This is a genomic window from Marinobacter shunpengi, from assembly GCF_045449715.1.
Classification (GTDB): domain Bacteria; phylum Pseudomonadota; class Gammaproteobacteria; order Pseudomonadales; family Oleiphilaceae; genus Marinobacter.
Window position 1 is genome coordinate 101108 of record NZ_JBJJLA010000011.1, and the last position, 18641, is coordinate 119748.

An 18641-nucleotide genomic window follows, 5' to 3' on the forward strand; every position below is an offset into this window, starting at 1 on the left:
TAATCGTGTCGGATTCCGCCTCAGCGGAAGGTGACCATCTCCGGCCCTTCCGCCTCCAGGTGGCTGTAATTGTTGAAGACCGCCAGACTGCGACGGCGCCCGGAGTACAGCACCCGGGTGACACTGGTGTTGGCAATGACTTCGTTGAGGCCCAGGGCCTTGCGGTCACTGATCCCCAGCAGGCTCTGCATAATCACCGCGATGGGACCGCCCGAGGTGGACACAAACACATCGCCACCGCTGGCCCAGTCGACCAGGTCATCCAGGGCCTGTTGCACCCGCGCCTTGAACTGGGGCCAGGTTTCCGGATATTCGTTGTCGTACTCGCCACTGGTCCAGCGGTCCACCGCCTGGACGAAGGTTTGCTGGAAGAACTTCGCGGGCTTGTCCGCCGCCTGCAGGTCCGCCTGCATCCGTTCGCGGTCCGCCCACTCCGGCCTGAAACGGTGCACCACGGCGGTGTGGTCAAATTCGTTGAAGCCGGTGGCAACCTGCATGTCCGGAAAGGGGCTCCGGTAGCCGCTGGCGATGGCCTCCACAGTCTCCCGGTGGCGCTGCATGTCACCGCCAATCACCACATCCGGGTGCACCCTGCCGGCCAGCCAGCGCCCCAGAACGCGGGCCTGCTCCCAGCCCGTGGGTGAAAGCTGGTCATAGTTGTCATTGCCGAAGCTGGCCTGGCCATGACGGATCAGGTAAATGGTTGCCACTACTCGGTCCTCCGATACACCCATTTTTTTCGCAACGGGGCAGTCTATAGGCCTGTATACTATTACACGACTGAATTATTCTTATCCCTGACCATAATCCGAACTTATCGCCGCAACAATCCCGGGAGCAATCCATGGCCTCAAACCGGCTAGATCTTAACCTTCTTCACGTGTTCGATACCATCTATCGGGAAGGCAGCCTGACCCGGGCCGCGCGGGCGCTCCACCTGACCCAGCCGGCGGTCAGTCATTCCCTGGCGCGCCTGCGGGAGCATTTCGGCGATCCTCTGTTTTCACGCCAGGGCAATCGGATGGTGCCAACCCCCCTGGCCCGCCGGTTCGTGGAATCCATGCGCCCCGGGCTTAACCAGATCCACAGCGCCGTCAACCAGTTCCACGCCTTCGACCCGGCCAGCCACCGCAAGACCTTCGCCCTGGCCCTGCGGGATGTGCTGGAGTCCACCTTCCTGCCACAACTGGTGCGCAAGCTGGACGACTACCCGGAGATCGAGATCAACAGCCAGCGCATCGCCCGGCGGGACATGGAAAGCCTGCTGGCCGCCGGCAAGGTGGATTTCGCGGTGGATGTGCTGCTACCGGTCAGTGACCAGACCGCCCATGAACGACTGCGCAAGGACCGCCTGGTGGTGCTGGTCAGGAAAGACCACCCCCTGGCCGCGGAACCACTGACCATGGAGAACTACCTCTCGGCCCGGCACATCCTGGTATCGTCCCGCAGCGAGGGGCCGGGTGTGGAGGATTTCGAGCTGTCACGGCTCGGCCTGCAACGACAGATCCGCCTGCGTTGTCAGCACTTCTATGCCGCCTGCCAGGTGGTGGAAACCTCCGACCTGCTGCTGACCATGCCGGAAGCCTACGCCCGGCAGATCGCCACCCGCTCGGATACCCGGATCCTCAACCCGCCGGAAGGACTACCGGACGTGGACGCGCACCTGTACTGGCACCGGGCCTACGAAAAGGAACCGGCGCTGATCTGGCTGCGGGAACAGTTCCACGCCGTGGTGGCTGAACAGCAAAAGCTGATCCGCTAACAGTCCTGGCTCAGAAGACCCCGACCAGCCACAGGAAACCGGCGAACCCGGCCGCCGTCAGGGCCATGGCCAGCGTCACCACGCCCAGCCCCCACCAGACAGCGGCGCCGTCCGATACCGCCACATCGTGGGCCCGCGCCGTGCGATAGAAAGCCCAGGGCCCGAGCACGAAGGCACCGAACACGGCGAAAACGATCCCCAGGCAAACCCCGGTGAAGGTCCAGGTCGCCAGTACAGTGGCACGGTCGTTGAGCTGGTCGGTCACCTGGTGACCACGCAGGAACCAGCGGCAGAACAGCCAGATCAGTCCATAGAGCACGCCGACAAACAGTACGCCGCCAGCCAGGGTCACCAGACGATAGAACAAGGGATTCTCTCCAGATTATCCGAGATCGGGAAAATGCGGCCTGGGCAACAATTCGAACCCGGGCCGGGCGAACAGGTAGCCCTGGAACAACCGGATACCACGGCCCCGCAACCAGGCATATTCCTCAACGGTTTCCACGCCTTCGGCCACGATACGGCCACCCAGTTCCGCCATCATGGTAATAATACCGTTGACCACCGCCTGCTTGTTTGGCTCGTGGTCGATATTGCGGATCAGGCCCATATCCAGTTTGAGCAGGTCCGGCGGGCTGGCCGTCATGATATTGTAACGGGAAAAACCCGCGCCGAAGTCGTCAATGGCTGTACTGAACCCCATGTCCTGATAGGCTTTTATAATCGAAACCAGATGATCAATTGAAGACAGATCCTCGCTCTCCGTCAGTTCAAAGATGATCCTGCGGGTATCGAAATTGTAGGTTTTCGCTGCCGCCAGTGTCGTGCGAATACAGTATTCCGCCTGGTAGACCGCATTGGGCATGAAGTTGATGCTGAGCATGGCCTCCATACCCAGCCGGGACGCCAGCTTGACGGCCTTGACCCGGCAGATCTGGTCAAACGCGTAGCGGTTCCGCTCGTTCACCTTCGACAGGACACTCCACGCGCTTTCGCCCTCCGGCCCCCGGACCAGGGCCTCGTAGGCAAACACACTGTTATCCGAAACATCGACAATCGGCTGGTAGGCGAACGAGAACTGGAAGTCCAGACCCTCACCACAGGCACACTGATCACAGTGGGACTCGTCAAACAGTACTTCGGGTCGTTCCACGCCTACTCCTCTGATCTGATGAACCAAGGTTTACCTCACTCACTATAGACAGCGTCCCGCCAGGGGTAAACGTCCTGAAATACTGACGAAAACCGCCCGGGTGTCTACACTGTCTATCAACCCGGACGCCCGGATTCTGTACCAAGAATACGCATTACTCGGGGGTCCTGTTGCAAAACTCTGTAAATTCCCTCTCAAGGAGCGGCCCCATGCCCCAGCCCCTGCGTATCGCTGTCATGCCCGGTGACGGGATTGGTCCGGAAGTGGTAACCGAGGCGGTTCATTGCCTGGAGACACTACGGGAAAAGCACCAGCTTCCCGTCGAGTGGACCCGCTTTCCCTGGCCTTCCCACGCCTGGCACGAGCAGTACGGTGAAGTCATGCCCGGGGACGCGCTGGAACAGCTCCGGGATTACCACGCCATCCTGCTGGGCGCCCTGGGAGATCCGGGCCCCATGGACGACCCGGACCGCTACCTGCTGCCGGACAGCGTGTCCCTGGCACCGCTGCTGGATATGCGCAAGGGCTTCGACCAGTGGGTCTGCGAACGGCCCGCCCGCCTGCTGCCCGGCGCCCGGCAGTACCTGGCGGACGACCGCGCCCGGGACATCGACATGCTGGTGATCCGGGAGAACAGCGAGGGCGAGTACGTGGGCCAGGGCGGTCGCCTGCGCCAGGGTACCGAGCATGAGGTGGCCACCCAGATGGAGGTGTTCACCCGCCGTGGCACCGAACGCATCATCCGCTACGGTTTCGAACAGGCCCGCCTGCGGGCCGATGCCCGTCGCCGGGATGGCCAGAAGCGGGAATTTCCCACCCGTTCCGGTCAACGGTGCGAGAGCCAGGTGTGCGTAGTGACCAAGCGCAATGCCCTGCGTTACTGGGGTGATATGTACACCGAGGTTTTTGAGGAAGTGGCCGCCGATTACCCGGATGTGGCCACTCACCACGAGCTGATCGACGCCGCCTGTATGAAATTCGTGCAGTCTCCCTGGGCGTTCGACGTGGTGGTGGCCAGCAACCTTCAGGGGGATATCCTGACCGACCTGGCCGCCGTGCTCTCCGGCGGTATGGGCGTGGCCCCGTCCTGCAACCTGAACCCGGACAACCCGGATCTGCCCTCCATGTTCGAACCCACCCACGGCAGCGCCCCGGACATCGCCGGCCAGGGCATTGCCGATCCCACCGCGATGTTGTTCACCACCGCCCGCATGCTGGAGTGGCTGGGCCGCCGGGAACCGCTGCTGGGCACCGCCGGGCTTGAGCTTTTTGATGCCGTTGCCGCCGACCTGGCGGAAAACGGCGGAACCCGTCGTGACACCCGAGAAATCGGCGATTCCGTGCGAGGGAGACTCTGAATAACGCCTTGGCCCGTTTGCGATAACGGAACAGGAAAGGTGCAAGTGGTACCGGGTCCATGGCAAAATCCGCCAGGATTCCACGGCGGCGCCTGTGCGGACAATCGATTCCGGCAGCGTCGTCAACCACAAGAAAAAGAGGTGTGAATGGGCAACCCTGCAGTAATCGGACTGACCGGTGGTATTGGTAGCGGGAAATCCACTGTGGCAACCATGTTTGGCGATCTGGGCGTACACTGGGTGGACGCGGACATCGTTGCCCGGGAAGTGGTCGAGCCCGGCACCCCCGCCCTGACAGAAATCGCCGCACACTTCGGGGATCAGATCCTGCAGGCGGACGGTACCCTCGACCGGGCCGCCCTGCGCACCATCATCTTCCAGGATGCCAACGAGCGGGAATGGCTGGAGGGGCTGCTGCACCCCACCATCCGTGACGAACTGGCGCGACAGCTCCAGCCCACCGATTACGACCAGCCCTACGTTCTGCTGGTGTCACCACTGCTGCTGGAAACCGACCAGCACACGCTGGTCGACAAGGCCATTGTGGTGGATGTCCCCGAGGAAACCCAGATCGAACGGACCATGAGCCGCGACAGCAACGACCGGGACCAGGTGGAGCGAATTATCGCCGCCCAGATGCCCCGCCAGCACCGGCTCGGACGTGCCGACTATGTCATCCACAACGACCAGCCCCTGGAACAGGTCCGGTCGCAGGTGGCATCGCTGCATCAACAACTAACGGACATGACCCGGGGCTGAGCAACTAGTGGTACCTGATCTCACGACCGGCGTCCGGCCCTGGCCCGTACTTGGTGTGTTCCTGGCGGCAACCCTGGCCGCCGGCATCACCCGGGCGGAAATCCGCCCGTCCGATGAACTGTCACCGGACCGCCTGCCACCGGAGTTCTTCACCTTCACCCCGGACGAGTACTGGCTGGAGCCGGAGGATTCCTACTGGATACACTTCTCCAACTGGGTGATCCGCCAGGAACACACCCAGTCGCGGCGGGTGCAGGCACTGGGCGCCTGGGCGGACCGCACGCTGTCCGGTAACCCCCGCGCCGTGCCCAACAATGCCAGCTATCTCCGCCTTGGGCTGGCCACGGAATCACGCACCGGCGAACTCTTCGACTTTGACCCCGAGGCCCGCTTCAAGCTGGACCTGCCCACTGCGGAAGAAAAACTGCGGGTGGTGGTGGAGAGCGAGAGTGATGACCTGGTCCCCCTCGATGAACGTCGACGGAACCGGCAACTGACCTCCGATGAGCGCACCGACACCGACCCCACTGGCGCCCTGAGCTACCTGACCGACATTACCGACGCCATCAACCTGAGCAACGACGTGGGCGCGCGCCTGCGATTTCCCCCGGACGCCTTCTGGCGTGCCACCGCCCGTGGCCGCTGGGACCTGGCTGACTGGAAACTGTCCGCACGCCAGCGGGTGTACTATTTCCACCAGGATGGCTGGGGGGCTTCCACCTGGCTTGGTTTCGGCAAGGACATCGGCGACGGCTGGACCTTCCTGGCAAGCTCCGAAGCGGTTTGGCACCACGATGACCGCAATTTCGAGGTGGCGCAGATCTTCGATTTCCACAAGCACCTGAACAACCGCTCGGAACTGAACCCCCGTTTCGGGGTGCTGGGTGACAGCGAGCCCAACTGGCGGCATGAGAGCATCTTCGCCGATGTCACCTGGCGCTACCGCCTCTACCATGACTGGCTGTACGCTGAAGTCATACCGTCCATCGAGTTCGAACGGGAGAATGACTTCAAGGACGATACCTCGCTGCTGCTGCGTGTTGAGATGTTCTTCTCCGGCAACGTGCTACGCGATTAGGAGCCCTTGTGCCGCGCCACCCGTCCATACCCGCCGAAGACGCCCTGACACTGACCCCGGTGGCCTATACCCGTTCCTGCTTCCGGGACAAGTTCGCGGTACCCCGGCAACCTGGCCTGACCCGCCATGCCTGGGCCGAACTGGTTATCCAGCCCCCTTTCAACCGGGAGGATGCCTTCCGGGGCCTGGAGAGCTGCAGCCACCTGTGGCTGACCTTCCAGTTTCATGAAGCGGTCAGGGCCGACTGGCGCCCCGTGGTGCGCCCGCCACGGCTGGGGGGCAACCGCAAGGTGGGCGTGTTCGCCAGCCGCTCGCCCTTTCGTCCCAACAGCCTGGGGCTGTCGGTGGTACGCAACGAGGGCCTGGCCCGGCGGGAAGGTGACCTGATCCTTCGCATCCGCGACCATGACCTGATCGATGGCACCCCGATACTGGACATCAAGCCCTACCTGCCGTTCGCCGACTCGGTGCCCGATGCCCGGGTCGGCTGGGCTGGCGAGGAAGCGCCGGACCGCCTTCCCGTGCGCTTTTCGACAGAAGCACAAGCCCAGCTTGCCGCGCTTGGGGAGGAGCGCTACCCTGACCTGAAAGGATTAATTGAAGATGTCACCAGTTACGATCCCAGACCCTCGTTCCGGCGAGGCCGTCAGGACGAAGACCGTATCTACGGCGCGCATCTTTATGACCTGAATGTCCGTTTCAGGTTTGACATGGTCGGTGTTGTTATATTGACAGTCTGTTACACTGCCTGACGGAATTCTGTATCACAGGGAATCATGTGCCTTGTCTGCATCACGAGTGATTGCTGCCTTTACCCGCAACCTCAGCGTTCGACCGCTGGCCGCGCGCCTGCTGCTCTACGTGCTGCTTTTCAGCATGCTGGTAGCGGTAGTGGCCACCGGGCTGCAACTGGCCGGTGAGACCAACCGCCGGCTCGCCGAAATACGCAACCTGCAACAGAAAACCGCTGAAATCATCGAGGGCAATCTCAGCCAGCAACTCTGGCTGATGAACTTCCGTGAAGTGGAACACATGCTGGGCGACCTGCTGTCCTTCGAGGTTATCCAGCACGCCCGGATTGTCACCGCCGACGGCCGTGAATTCAGCATCGGCGACTACCCGGAAGGGGACGTGATCAGCCATCAACATCCGCTGAGGATGACCCGCTCGGAGCTGGTGAACAGCCCCAATGTCGGCCGGCTCATCCTGACCTCCTCGGCGGACCAGGTGCAGGCGGCGGTCAGGGAACGAGCCATTGTACTGCTGTTGTTCCAGTCGATTATCGTCATGCTGGGTACCCTGGGGCTGCTGCTGATTGTGCGTATCATGCTGTCCCGCCACCTGGAGGCCATGGCCAACTACACCACCCGCCTCAACCTCAACGCCCTGATCGAACCCCTGCGCCTGAACCGTACGCCACCGTCCCGGCCCGACGAACTGAGCGAGATGGAGCACGCCCTCAACCAGATGCGGGAACGTCTGCTGGAGGAAACCCGGGACCTGCGGCAGACCAGCCGCCAGTCCATGGACGAACGGGATGAAGCCATTCGCGCCAACCACGCCAAGAACCTGTTCCTGGCCAACCTGAGCCATGAACTGCGGATCCCGCTGCAATCCGTGCTGGGTTACGCCAGCCTGCTCCAGGACACCCGGCTGGACCAGGAACAGCAGGACTATGTGGACACCCTCATGCATGCGGCGGAAGGCCTGTCTGCCATCATTAACGACCTGTTGGACATCTCCAGCATTGAGGCGGGCAAGCTGGAGCTGGACGCCATCGAGTTCGATCTGCGGGAAACCCTCAACGATATGGTGAGCATGCTCGGCCCCCGGGCCAGGGACAAGGGCCTGGCCCTGGAGCTGCGGGTGGACGAGAACCTGCCCGAACACCTGGTGGGCGACCCGATCCGGGTCCGCCAGGTGTTGCTGAACCTCACCTCCAATGCCATCCGCTACACCGACTCCGGCCATGTCCTGGTCAGCGCCGAACTGCTTGGGCGTAAGGGTGGCAATGCCCAGCTCCGGCTGTCGGTGGAGGACACCGGTATCGGCATCGACGCCGATAACCTGCCGCTGATCTTCGAGCCCTATGTCCAGTTCAACGCCCGGTCCCGCCGGCAACTGCCGGGGGCCGGCCTGGGCCTGACCATCTGCCGGCAACTGGTACAGCTGATGGACGGCCACCTGGACGTGGAGAGCACCCCCGGCGAAGGCTCCACCTTCTGGCTGGAGATCAGCCTGCCGGAAGCCAGCAACCGGGCCCCGAAAACCCGGGCCAACCTTGGCAAGGTACGGGGTCGGCGCATCCTAGTGACCGACTCCTACGCTCTGTCCCGCAAGATTACCCTGGAGATGCTGTCGCGGCTGGAAGTGGACATCGAGGCTGTACGTTCCGGCGCCGAGACCCTCGCAGCCCTGGCCACCGCCGACGAAACCGGCACACCCTTTGATGCCGTGATCCTGGACGGGTTCGTGCCGGATATGGAGAGCGACCTGCTGTGCCGCAAGATCCGCGAAAACCCGGGGTGGCAGAGTACCCGCATCTTCGTGCTGTCCGCCAACCCGCAGCGGGGCGATGGCGAGCATTTCCGGGAATCCGGTGCCGATGCCTTTCTCAGCAAGGCTCTGCGCGAATCCCGCCTGGCGCCCATGCTGAACCAGCTGTTCGAGGATGCCGACCGGGGCGAACGCCGGTTCCTGACCCGCTTCTCTCTGCAGGCCCCGATGGCGCCGCTGCCGACACCGATGCCCCTGCCCTGCGGCCCCATGGACGTCCTGTTGGCCGAGGACAACCCGGTGAACCGGGCCCTGACCCAGCGCCTGCTGGAAAAGCTGGGCTGCCGGGTCAGCACCGCCGTCGATGGCCAACAGGCGCTTGAGCAGTGGCGCGCCGGGCACTTCGACCTGATCTTCATGGATTGCGTGATGCCGGAACTGGATGGCTACGAGGCCACCTGCCAGCTCCGCCAGGAAGAGCAGGAGCACAGCCTGCCGCACACCCCCGTGGTCGCCCTGACCGCCAGCGCCATGGAACAGGACGAGGAGCGCAGCCGCGAGGCGGGGATGGATGTGTTTGTGGCCAAGCCAGTCAATATCGACATGTTGCGGGCGGTTCTGGAACAATACTGTTCAGAGACCCAACCCGAGGCCGCAAGAGAATCCTGATGTTTGTAGATTGCCCGACCTGCAAGACCCCGGTGGAATGGACCGACAGCAACCCCCACCGCCCCTTCTGCTCCGACCGCTGCCGCCTGATCGACCTGGGCGCCTGGGCCAGCGAGGATTACCGCATTCCCTCCCAGGAGCCGGTGTCGGAGGATGACCTGATGGAGTCCCTGCAACAGCAGGACGCCGATCACTCCCACTGAAACCGACCATCAACCGCGTCCGTACCGTCGTTAACGGCGGCTGAACGGACTTTAAGTTGAGCGTGGTACGCCCCACCGGTAATATGCCACCACGTTCACAACAACATCTGATCGGAACGAATCAACCAACTCCAGAGGTACCCCACCATGCTGTTTAGGACTTCTGCCATTGCCCTGCCCGCTGCCCTGTCAATCGCGGCAGCACCGGCCCTGGCCGCCGACGCGGATTTCAGCCTGACCAACGAGTCCGTCAAGGGCCAGGTCAACTTCTTTGATGCCCGGTCCGACATCCAGGCCGGCGCCGGCTACACCTACCACGAAGGTAGCCGTCACCTGATCAATGGCGAGTTCCACGCCCAGGGCCAGACCGCCCTGGGCAACCTGCCGACCACTGCCGGCATCGGCTTCCGGGGCCTGCTGTGGGACGATGACGACCTGGATGGCGGCGGCGTTGGCATCGGCGGCTATGCCACGGTCAACATTCCCAACGTTCCGGGCCTGTCGGTCGGTGGCAGCGCCCACTACGCCCCCAGCATCCTGTCGTTCGGGGACTCCGACGCTGTCACCGACATCGAAGCCAGGGTCAGCTACCGGGTCATCCGCAATGCCGACGTGTACGCGGGCTACCGTTATGTGAACACCGATCTGGACGACAGCAGCGCCGACATCAACCTGGATGAAGGTGTCATGGCCGGCATGAAGATCTTCTTCTGATACAAACCTGAACAGACCTTTCCTCGTAGTGACTGTTACACTCCCGATGTCACAGTCACTGCGAGGATTCGAATGTCTGCCGGTTCAAGAAGTCTCCTTCTGATCATCCCGTTTACCCTGGCGGCGCTGTGGGGCGTCCTGCACACCCCACCTCCGCCGCCGGAACCCCGCACGGATGACGCGGAAGAGGACGTGGAACTGGCCACCCTGCCGGAACTGCCCCGGTGGATCCTCGATCCCCTGCCTGACTTCCATCTCTATCAGGATGTGACGGAAAAGAAGGCCGCCTTCTTCTCCTACCTGTACAGCCGCACCCTGCTGGTGAACAGCCGGATACTGCTGCAACGCCAGCACCTGCTGGACCTGCAGGTAAAGGAAACCCTCAGCGAGAACGATATCGAGTGGCTGGCGAAGCAGGCCGAACGCCTGCGGGTGGATCAGGAGACCGGCAGCGATGAGATGTTCCGGCGGCTGCTGCGCCGTCTGGACACCATACCGCCCTCCCTGGTACTCGCCCAGGCCGCCAACGAGTCCGCCTGGGGTACCTCCCGGTTCGCTCGCCAGGGCAACAACCTGTTCGGCCAGTGGTGCTTCTCGCCGGGCTGCGGCCTGGTCCCCCTGAGCCGGCCCGAGGGCGCCAACTACGAAGTCGCCCGTTTCCGCTCCGCCTATCACTCGGTACGGGCCTACGTGCAGAACCTGAACCGGCATCCGGCCTACCATGAGCTTCGGGTACTGCGGGAAAAGGCTCATCAGAGCGGTGGCTACCCCACCGGCAGCGAACTGGCCGCCGGCCTGGGGGACTATTCGGAACGGGGTCACGAGTACATCCAGGAGTTACGGAGCATGATCCGCTACAACAACCTGGTGTGGTATGACCAGCAATACCGGGACACCATTGTCAGCCGTGACAATATCGAAGGGCTCATGGACCTGGCCACGGCTCCGGAGGAGCGGTTGCAGCCGGGTTACGAGCCGGCCGAGGACACCAACACCGCTTCTGTCGACTAACCTGTTGAGTCACTGAGCGCCTTGAGAGCAAGGCGCGGTGGCGAAGGTTTGGCGAGTCCAAATCGAGCCGGCGCAACGCGGCTATCAAGGCTCTCAGGCCTTGTGGGGCGCGCCCAGGTAGTCCCGGGATTGCATCTCCAGTAACCGCGACTCGGTGCGCTCGAACTCGAAACCGAGCCGGCCACCGGCATACAGCTCGGTAATCGGGGCCTCCGCGGAAAGGATAACCTTGACGTTACGATCGTAGAATTCATCGATCATATTGATGAACCGGCGGGCCTGGTCATCCTTGTCGCCCCCCAGCACCGGTACGTTGGACACGATAATGGTCTGGAATTCCCGGGCCAGTTCGATGTAGTCATTCTGGCTGCGGGGGCCATCGCAAAGCTCCCGGAACTCGAACCACACCACATCGTCGGAATGGGCCCGGGCCTGCAGCTTGCGACCGTTGACTTCCAGGTTCAGGGAATGGCTGCCAGCTTCCACCGCCAGGCCATCGAAACTCTTCTGCAGGCTGATATCCGCCTGTTCGTCCAGGGGCGAATGATAGAGTTCGGCCTGTTCCAGAGTCCGCAGGCGATAGTCCACTCCCCCGTCCACATTCACCACATCCGTGTACTTCTTGACCAGGTCGATGGCAGGCAGGAACCGCGCCCGCTGCAGACCGTCCTTGTACAGCCCGTCCGGCTCGATATTGGACGTGCACACCAGCGACACGCCACGGCTGAACAGCCCGTCCATCAGTGTCGCCAGGATCATGGCATCGCCGATATCGGACACGAAGAACTCATCAAAGCAGATGACCCGGGCCTCCTCGGCAAAGTGGGCCGCGACCTTTTCCAGGGGATTCTTCTCGCCCTTCAGGGCCTTGAGTTCATTGTGCACCCGCTGCATGAATCGGTGGAAGTGCACCCGCATCTTGCGGTCGAAGGGCAGTGATTCATAGAAGGTGTCCATGAGATAGGTCTTGCCACGACCAACGCCACCCCAGAAGTAGAGCCCCTTGACCGGTTCCTCACGACCTTTCCGTACCTTCAGCGACAGTTTCTTCAGCGGCCGGTTGCGCTCGTTCTCCGCTTCAACCAGTTTCTCGTACAACGCATGCAGTCGGCGCACAGCGTCTTCCTGAGCCGCATCCGCCTTGAAATCAGGGCGTTCCAGGTCTTGCTGGTATCGTTCCCAGGGTGTCATTCAGAGCCTTCTCCTGTCGGGAGCAGTGGTAATCGAAAGGGTCGCTATTGTCGCTGATTTTCATAAAAATCGCCATCTTGCGGGCAACGCCGGTAAACACCCGACAGATCAAAGTTGCAATAAATCAACAAAACCTTCGTAGGGGTATGAGACCATGGGCAGGGCCCGCCCTAAACGGGTATACTGAAATCATAATGTTCCCGGCCGGGGCGGGCTGGAGGCATAGCGGGGTAACCGGTGGTGCGACCGACCCGCTCCTCCGGACAACACCGCCCTTGACGCTAAAAAGGACTTCCGACAGGACGATAACCCTATGACCAACCTGATTCTGGCAGCTGTTGCCGCATTAGCCGTAGGACTGATCATTGGCCTTCTGATTGGCCGCTCCAGCCAGGGCACGACCCTGCGACAGCGCCGTACCGAACAGCAGATGGAAGAACTGCGCAACGAGTACACCCGTTACCAGGCACAGGTAAACGAACACTTCATGGAATCGGCGCACCTGCTGCGGCGCTTCAACGATGCCTTCCGCGATGTCAATCACCACATGGCCCGCGGCGCCAACCGCCTGGCCAACGACGACGAGTGGCTGGACGAGCTTGAACAGGAGAAGCAGCGCGCCCGTCTGACCGGAGCCAAGAGCGGCGATGGCGACGTGGCGGAACCCCCCAGGGACTATGCGCCCAAGAAGGATCCCGACGAGAAAGGCACCCTGGACGAGGGTTACGGCCTGACCGACGAGGAAAAGGCCAAGGCCTGACTTGAGACCGCGTCTGCCAGGCCAACCGGCCTGGCGTCGCCGTTACACCGGGTTATCGCAGTCAATGAACTGGTGTGAGACCCCGAACGTCTCCGCCAGGGCCTTGCCCAGTGCCTGCACACCGTAGCGTTCGGTGGCATGGTGACCAGCCCCGAAGTAATGGATGCCGCATTCCCGGGCGGTATGGGTGGTGGGCTCCGACGCCTCACCACTGATGTAGGCATCCACGCCCGCCTCCACCGCCGAGGGCAGGAATCCCTGGGCGGCACCGGTACACCAGGCCACCCGCCGGATCTGCTCGGGCCCGGCGCCCACGTGCAGGGGCTGGCGGCTGAGCCGCTCCTGCAGGAAACCGGCAAAGGCCTCCGGGGTCATGGGCTCCGCCAGTTCCCCTTCCCACAGCAATCCACCCAGTGGTCGCGGGTTGCGGATATCCAGCGTCTCCGCCAGCTGGCGGTTGTTGCCGTACTCCGGATGATCATCCAGCGGCAGGTGGTAGGCCACCAGACTGATGTCATGGGTCAGCAGGGTCTTGATGCGGGCTTTCTTCATGCCGGTGACCGGCTGGGGCTCGCCCTTCCAGAAATAGCCGTGGTGCACCAGGATCATATCGGCGCCGGCTTCTACCGCCGCATCAATAAAGGCCTGGGAGGCGGTCACGCCGCTGACGATCTTCGAGACCTCGTCGCGACCTTCCACCTGCAGGCCGTTAGGGCAGTAGTCCTGGAAGTTTTCGGGGGTCAGCCACTGGTTAAGGGTCTGGAGGATGTCGTTGCGTGTTGCCATGAGTGACTCCTATCGGTCAGCGGACAGGCAGGCCCGGAAAACCCGGCCGTTCTCAGCCGGTCAGTTCGCCGAGTGCCCACAGTAATTCGTCGTTCTGTCCGTCGGTACCAATGGTGATACGCAGGAAGTTGTCGATCCTGGGTTTGTCGAAGTATCGCACGATAATACCGCGCTCACGCAGTTGGGCGGCCAGGGTATCGCCTGACACCGATCCATGCTGACAGAAGATGAAGTTGGCGGCGGACGGCAGCACCTCGAAGCCCATCTCAGTCAGGGCCTCTGTCACCCGCTCCCGCTCCGCGATCACCTGCTTGCGGGTATGGTTGAACCAGGCCTCGTCTTCAAAGGCGGCCACCGCACCCGCCTGCGCCAGCCGGTCCAGGGGGTAGGAATTGAAGCTGTTCTTGACCCGGTTCAGGGCCTCCACCAGGTCCCGATGCCCCACCGCAAAGCCAACCCGCAGCCCGGCCAGTGAACGGGCCTTGGACAGGGTCTGCGTGACCAGCAGGTTCGGGTACCGGTCCACCAGGGCGATAGCACTCTCACCGCCGAAATCCACGTATGCCTCATCCACCACCACGACACTGTCCGGGTTACCGGCAACGATCTGTTCCACATCATCCAGTGGCAGGAACCGGCCCGTGGGCGCATTCGGGTTCGGGAAGATCACGCCACCGTTGGGCACCCGGTAGTCCTCCGGGTTGATCCCGAAGTCCCCGTTCAGGGGCACCAGGCGACTTTCCACACCATAGAGCCCGCAGTAAACCGGATAGAAACTGTAGGTGATGTCCGGAAACAGGATAGGCCTGTCCTGCTTGAGCAGCCCCTGGAAGATATGGGCCAGCACCTCGTCCGAGCCGTTGCCCACGAAGACCTGCTCCGGCGATACGTCATAGTAATCGCCAATCACCCCACGAAGCCGCTCACTCTCCGGGTCCGGGTACAGGCGCAGGCTGTCGTCCGCCTGCTGACGGATCACCTCAAGCACCTTGGGCGAGGGGCCGTAGGGGTTCTCGTTGGTATTCAGCTTCACCAGCCGCTGCATCTTCGGCTGCTCCCCCGGCACGTAGGGCTTGAGCTCACGTACCAGGGGACTCCAGAACTTGCTCATGACGGCTCCTTAGGACTCGCTGTCGGAATCGACGCGGTATTCGGCGGACCGGGCGTGGGCCGTCAGCCCCTCCCCCCTGGCCAGCACCGAAGCTACCCGCCCCATGCGATCAGCACCGGCGGCGGAAAACCCGAGCAGCGACGAGCGCTTCTGGAAGTCATAGACCCCCAACGGCGACGAGAACCGCGCCGTACCGGAGGTGGGCAGCACATGGTTGGGACCCGCGCAGTAGTCGCCCAGAGCCTCGGCGGTATAGCGGCCCATGAAGATGGCACCGGCATGACGGATCTTCTCCACCAGCGCCTGGGGCTCCTCAATGGACAGCTCCAGGTGCTCTGGAGCAATCCGGTTGGACACCACCGCGGCCTCATCCAGGTCCTTTACCTGGATCAGCGCACCACGGTCGGACAGGGACCGGGCAATAATTTCACCGCGCTCCATCGTCGGCAGCAGCTTACGGATACTGTCTTCCACCGCATCCAGAAACGCGGCGTCCGGGCTCACCAGAATGGACTGCGCCTGCTCATCGTGCTCCGCCTGGGAGAACAGATCCATGGCAATCCAGTCCGGATCGGTCTTGCCGTCACAGATCACCAGAATCTCCGACGGCCCGGCGATCATATCGATGCCCACGGTGCCGAACACCTCACGCTTGGCCGTAGCCACAAAGATATTGCCCGGCCCCACAATTTTGTCCACCGCCGGCACTGTCTCGGTCCCGTAGGCCAGCGCCCCAATCGCCTGGGCGCCACCAAGGGTAAACACCCGGTCGACACCGGCAATGGCAGCAGCGGCGAGAACCATGTCATTCACCACCCCCGCCGGGGTGGGCACCACCATGATCACCTCGCCGACACCCGCCACCTTGGCGGGAAGCGCATTCATCAGCACCGACGACGGATAGGCCGCCTTGCCACCGGGCACATACAGCCCCACCCGGTCCAGCGGCGTCACCTTCTGGCCCAGCACGGTGCCATCGGCATCCTCGTACTGCCAGGAATCCTGCTTCTGACGCTGGTGGTAGTCACGGATGCGATCGGCAGCGGCTTCCAGGGCGTCCCGCTGATCGGTCGGAATGCTCTCCAGGGCCTGCTCCAGACGCGTCTGGGAAATCTCCAGCTCGGCCATGGAGGCCACCTCAAGCTGATCAAACTTCGCGGTAAACTCCATCACCGCCTGATCGCCCCGTAGCTTTACCTCGCTCAGAATATGACGGACCGACTCGTTTACCTGATGGTCAACGCTGTCGTCCCAAGCCAACAGCTTGCTGAGCGCGTCATCAAAGCCTGCATCGGAAGCAGACAATCGGGTAATAGTCACGTCTGTCATAGGTCACCCTGAGGTTTATACACAGTTTGGAGATAACACTCCGGAGTAGTTTGGGCGGGCCGGGAAGCCTTTCCGGGACCGTCGAACGCGAGGGGCGGCGTTCCTTGAGCCTCCTGAAGGCAACTCCCAAAGGAGCCCGGATGAGCGGTAAGGCTTTCCGGGACCTTCAAAAACACGGACGTTTTTGAAGAGCCTCCATGGATGGATTCACGGCGTGTCCCGGAAAGCCTTACCGCTTAGCCGGGCGCGAGCCGTACTCCCAAGCCAAAACCAAAAATCAGGCTTCGACGACCCGCCGAGCCTCAACCGCCTGCCCCATCTTCTCAACAATGGGCTGCAACAGCTCATGCTTCATCTTCATGGAAGCCCGGTTCGCCACCAGCCGGGTACTGATATTCTCAATCAGCTCCCGCGGCTCCAGCCCATTGGCCTTAAGCGTATTACCGGTATCCACGATATCCACGATCTCATCCGCCAGCCCCAGCAACGGCGCCAGCTCCATCGCCCCATAGAGCTTGATGATATCCGCCTGCCGCCCCTGGGCCGCGTAATAGCGCCGGGCCAGATTCACAAACTTGGTAGCCACCCGCAGGCGGCCCTGGGGCGCTTCCTGCCCCTTCACCCCGGCAGTCATCAGCCGGCAGCGGGAAATATTCAGGTCCAGGGGCTCATACAGCCCTTCGCCGCCATGCTCCATCAACACATCCTTGCCAGTCACCCCCAGATCCGCACCACCATACTGTACATAGGTGGGCACATCCGTGGCGCGGATGATCAGCAGGCGCACATTCGGATCCGTGGTCGGGAACACCAGCTTGCGGGACTTTTTGATGTCGTCCACAAACTCAATGCCGGCTTCCCTCAACAAAGGAATCGTCTCGTCAAGGATGCGCCCCTTCGACAGCGCAATGGTAATCGATGTCTCGGTCATCGGTGATCAGTCCGGTCTGAATGTCTTGTCCGGTCCGGCCTCAGGCCGGCAGCCGGCGGATACTCGCGCCCAGCAGCTGGAGCTTTTCCTCGATGCACTCATAGCCACGGTCGATATGGTAGATGCGGTCCACGATGGTGTCACCGTCCGCCACCAGCCCGGCAATCACCAAACTCGCGGAAGCCCGCAGGTCCGTGGCCATCACCGGCGCGCCGGTCAGATGCGGCACACCCTTGATGATCGCGGCGTTGCCTTCCAAGGTGATATCGGCCCCCATACGGCCAAGCTCCTGGATATGCATGAAGCGATTCTCGAACACCGTCTCCACGATGGTGCCGGTACCCTCGGCCACGGTATTCATGGCCGCGAACTGGGCCTGCATATCCGTGGGGAATGCCGGATAGGGGGCCGTGCGCAGGGATACCGCCTTCGGCCGGTTACCCTTCATGTTCAGCTCGATCCAGTCCTTGCCGGTGCTGATATGGGCCCCGGCCTCTTCCAGCTTGAGCAACACCGCTTCCAGCAGGTCTTCCCGGGTGTCCTTCAGCCGCACCCGGCCACCGGTGGCGGCAGCAGCCACCAGATAGGTACCGGTTTCCACCCGGTCCGGCAGCACATCGTAATGGCAGCCGTGCAACCGCTCCACACCGTGGATCTCGATGGTGGCGGTGCCATGACCCCGGACATCCGCGCCCATGGCGATCAGGCATTCCGCCAGGTCCACCACTTCCGGCTCCCGGGCGGCGTTTTCCAGGATGGTGACACCGTCGGCCAGGGCCGCCGCCATCATCAGGTTCTCGGTGCCAGTCACGGTCACCGTGTCCAGGAAGATATGGGCGCCCTTCAGGCGACCATTGGATTTGGCGTGGATGTAACCATTTTCCACCCGCACCTCGGCGCCCATCTGCTCCAGCCCCTGAATGTGCAGGTTCACCGGCCGGCTGCCGATGGCACAACCACCGGGCAGGGACACCTCGGCCTCGCCGAAATGGGCCACCAGCGGCCCCAGCACCAGGATGGAGGCCCGCATGGTCTTCACCAACTCGTAAGGCGCGACGGTTTCCTTGATGGTACTGGCATTTACCTGCACACTCATCTTCTCGTCAATCATCACCTCAATGCCCATGCGGCCGAGCAGCTCGATCATGGTGGTAATGTCGTTGAGGTGCGGCAGATTGCCCACCGTTACCGGCTCATCCGCCAGCAGCGTTGACGCCAGGATCGGCAGGGCTGAGTTCTTGGCTCCGGAGATGCGAATCTCGCCGTCAAGCGGCTGGCGACCCCGGATAAGTAGTTTGTCCACGATGAATTCCTGTAGTTGTGAGCCAAC

At 62.4% G+C, this 18641-nt stretch carries 19 protein-coding genes; 10 read left to right on the forward strand and 9 right to left on the reverse strand.

What is annotated here, in order from left to right:
- Positions 1–20 precede the first annotated feature (20 nt).
- On the reverse strand, positions 21–710 hold the full coding sequence (locus ACJO3T_RS06005) for a histidine phosphatase family protein (protein WP_406961805.1): 690 nt from the start codon (positions 708–710) through the stop codon (positions 21–23).
- Between the two features lie 134 nt (positions 711–844).
- Here ACJO3T_RS06005 and ACJO3T_RS06010 point away from each other — a divergent pair, with 134 nt between their 5' ends.
- The gene (locus ACJO3T_RS06010; RefSeq protein ID WP_406961803.1) at positions 845–1762 is read left to right on the forward strand and encodes a LysR family transcriptional regulator; all 918 of its coding nucleotides are present in this window, start codon (positions 845–847) and stop codon (positions 1760–1762) included.
- Positions 1763–1772: 10 nt separating this feature from the next.
- On the opposite strand, the gene ACJO3T_RS06015 is transcribed toward ACJO3T_RS06010, so the two are convergent.
- Complete coding sequence (locus ACJO3T_RS06015; protein ID WP_406961801.1) at positions 1773–2129, reverse strand: hypothetical protein; 357 nt, start codon at positions 2127–2129, stop codon at positions 1773–1775.
- Positions 2130–2144: 15 nt separating this feature from the next.
- Entirely contained in the window at positions 2145–2915 is a 771-nt protein-coding gene (locus tag ACJO3T_RS06020) for an EAL domain-containing protein (protein ID WP_406961799.1), read from the reverse strand.
- 209 nt (positions 2916–3124) lie between these two features.
- Here ACJO3T_RS06020 and ACJO3T_RS06025 point away from each other — a divergent pair, with 209 nt between their 5' ends.
- The 8 genes from ACJO3T_RS06025 (at position 3125) to ACJO3T_RS06060 (ending at position 11203) form a co-directional block, all read left to right on the forward strand.
- The gene (locus ACJO3T_RS06025) at positions 3125–4273 is read left to right on the forward strand and encodes an isocitrate/isopropylmalate dehydrogenase family protein (protein ID WP_406961797.1); all 1149 of its coding nucleotides are present in this window, start codon (positions 3125–3127) and stop codon (positions 4271–4273) included.
- Positions 4274–4420: 147 nt separating this feature from the next.
- Positions 4421–5032: a dephospho-CoA kinase gene (gene coaE, locus ACJO3T_RS06030; RefSeq protein ID WP_406978065.1), complete on the forward strand. Its 612-nt coding sequence runs from the start codon at positions 4421–4423 to the stop codon at positions 5030–5032.
- Between the two features lie 7 nt (positions 5033–5039).
- Complete coding sequence (locus tag ACJO3T_RS06035) at positions 5040–6110, forward strand: hypothetical protein (protein WP_406978066.1); 1071 nt, start codon at positions 5040–5042, stop codon at positions 6108–6110.
- A gap of 8 nt (positions 6111–6118) precedes the next feature.
- Positions 6119–6862 carry a tRNA (N6-threonylcarbamoyladenosine(37)-N6)-methyltransferase TrmO gene (gene tsaA / locus ACJO3T_RS06040; protein ID WP_406961791.1) on the forward strand — a complete coding sequence of 248 codons (744 nt, stop codon included), beginning with the start codon at positions 6119–6121 and terminating at the stop codon, positions 6860–6862.
- A 31-nt stretch (positions 6863–6893) separates the two neighbouring features.
- Entirely contained in the window at positions 6894–9275 is a 2382-nt protein-coding gene (locus ACJO3T_RS06045) for a response regulator (RefSeq protein WP_406961789.1), read from the forward strand.
- The gene (gene yacG, locus ACJO3T_RS06050) at positions 9275–9478 is read left to right on the forward strand and encodes a DNA gyrase inhibitor YacG (protein WP_406961787.1); all 204 of its coding nucleotides are present in this window, start codon (positions 9275–9277) and stop codon (positions 9476–9478) included. The genes ACJO3T_RS06045 and yacG overlap by 1 nt, the downstream gene beginning before the upstream one ends.
- Positions 9479–9625: 147 nt before the next feature.
- On the forward strand, positions 9626–10192 hold the full coding sequence (locus tag ACJO3T_RS06055) for a YfaZ family outer membrane protein (RefSeq protein WP_406961785.1): 567 nt from the start codon (positions 9626–9628) through the stop codon (positions 10190–10192).
- Between the two features lie 72 nt (positions 10193–10264).
- Positions 10265–11203: a glucosaminidase domain-containing protein gene (locus ACJO3T_RS06060; protein ID WP_406978067.1), complete on the forward strand. Its 939-nt coding sequence runs from the start codon at positions 10265–10267 to the stop codon at positions 11201–11203.
- 93 nt (positions 11204–11296) lie between these two features.
- On the opposite strand, the gene zapE is transcribed toward ACJO3T_RS06060, so the two are convergent.
- A complete protein-coding gene (gene zapE, locus ACJO3T_RS06065) occupies positions 11297–12394 on the reverse strand; it encodes a cell division protein ZapE (RefSeq protein WP_406978068.1) in 1098 nt (365 codons plus the stop codon).
- Between the two features lie 313 nt (positions 12395–12707).
- On the opposite strand from zapE, the gene ACJO3T_RS06070 reads away from it, so the two are divergent.
- Positions 12708–13154 carry a Z-ring associated ZapG family protein gene (locus ACJO3T_RS06070; RefSeq protein ID WP_406961779.1) on the forward strand — a complete coding sequence of 149 codons (447 nt, stop codon included), beginning with the start codon at positions 12708–12710 and terminating at the stop codon, positions 13152–13154.
- Positions 13155–13196: 42 nt separating this feature from the next.
- On the opposite strand, the gene ACJO3T_RS06075 is transcribed toward ACJO3T_RS06070, so the two are convergent.
- The 5 genes from ACJO3T_RS06075 to murA all read right to left on the reverse strand — a co-directional run bounded on the left by ACJO3T_RS06075 (position 13197) and on the right by murA (position 18614).
- Positions 13197–13940, reverse strand: a complete 744-nt coding sequence (locus tag ACJO3T_RS06075; protein WP_406961777.1) for a Nif3-like dinuclear metal center hexameric protein — start codon at positions 13938–13940, stop codon at positions 13197–13199.
- 52 nt (positions 13941–13992) lie between these two features.
- On the reverse strand, positions 13993–15051 hold the full coding sequence (gene hisC, locus ACJO3T_RS06080; RefSeq protein ID WP_406978069.1) for a histidinol-phosphate transaminase: 1059 nt from the start codon (positions 15049–15051) through the stop codon (positions 13993–13995).
- Positions 15052–15060: 9 nt separating this feature from the next.
- Positions 15061–16380, reverse strand: a complete 1320-nt coding sequence (hisD, locus tag ACJO3T_RS06085; protein ID WP_406978070.1) for a histidinol dehydrogenase — start codon at positions 16378–16380, stop codon at positions 15061–15063.
- A 277-nt stretch (positions 16381–16657) separates the two neighbouring features.
- Positions 16658–17311 carry an ATP phosphoribosyltransferase gene (hisG, locus tag ACJO3T_RS06090; protein ID WP_406978071.1) on the reverse strand — a complete coding sequence of 218 codons (654 nt, stop codon included), beginning with the start codon at positions 17309–17311 and terminating at the stop codon, positions 16658–16660.
- Positions 17312–17351: 40 nt separating this feature from the next.
- Entirely contained in the window at positions 17352–18614 is a 1263-nt protein-coding gene (gene murA, locus ACJO3T_RS06095) for a UDP-N-acetylglucosamine 1-carboxyvinyltransferase (RefSeq protein WP_406961769.1), read from the reverse strand.
- Between the last annotated feature and the right edge of the window lie 27 nt (positions 18615–18641).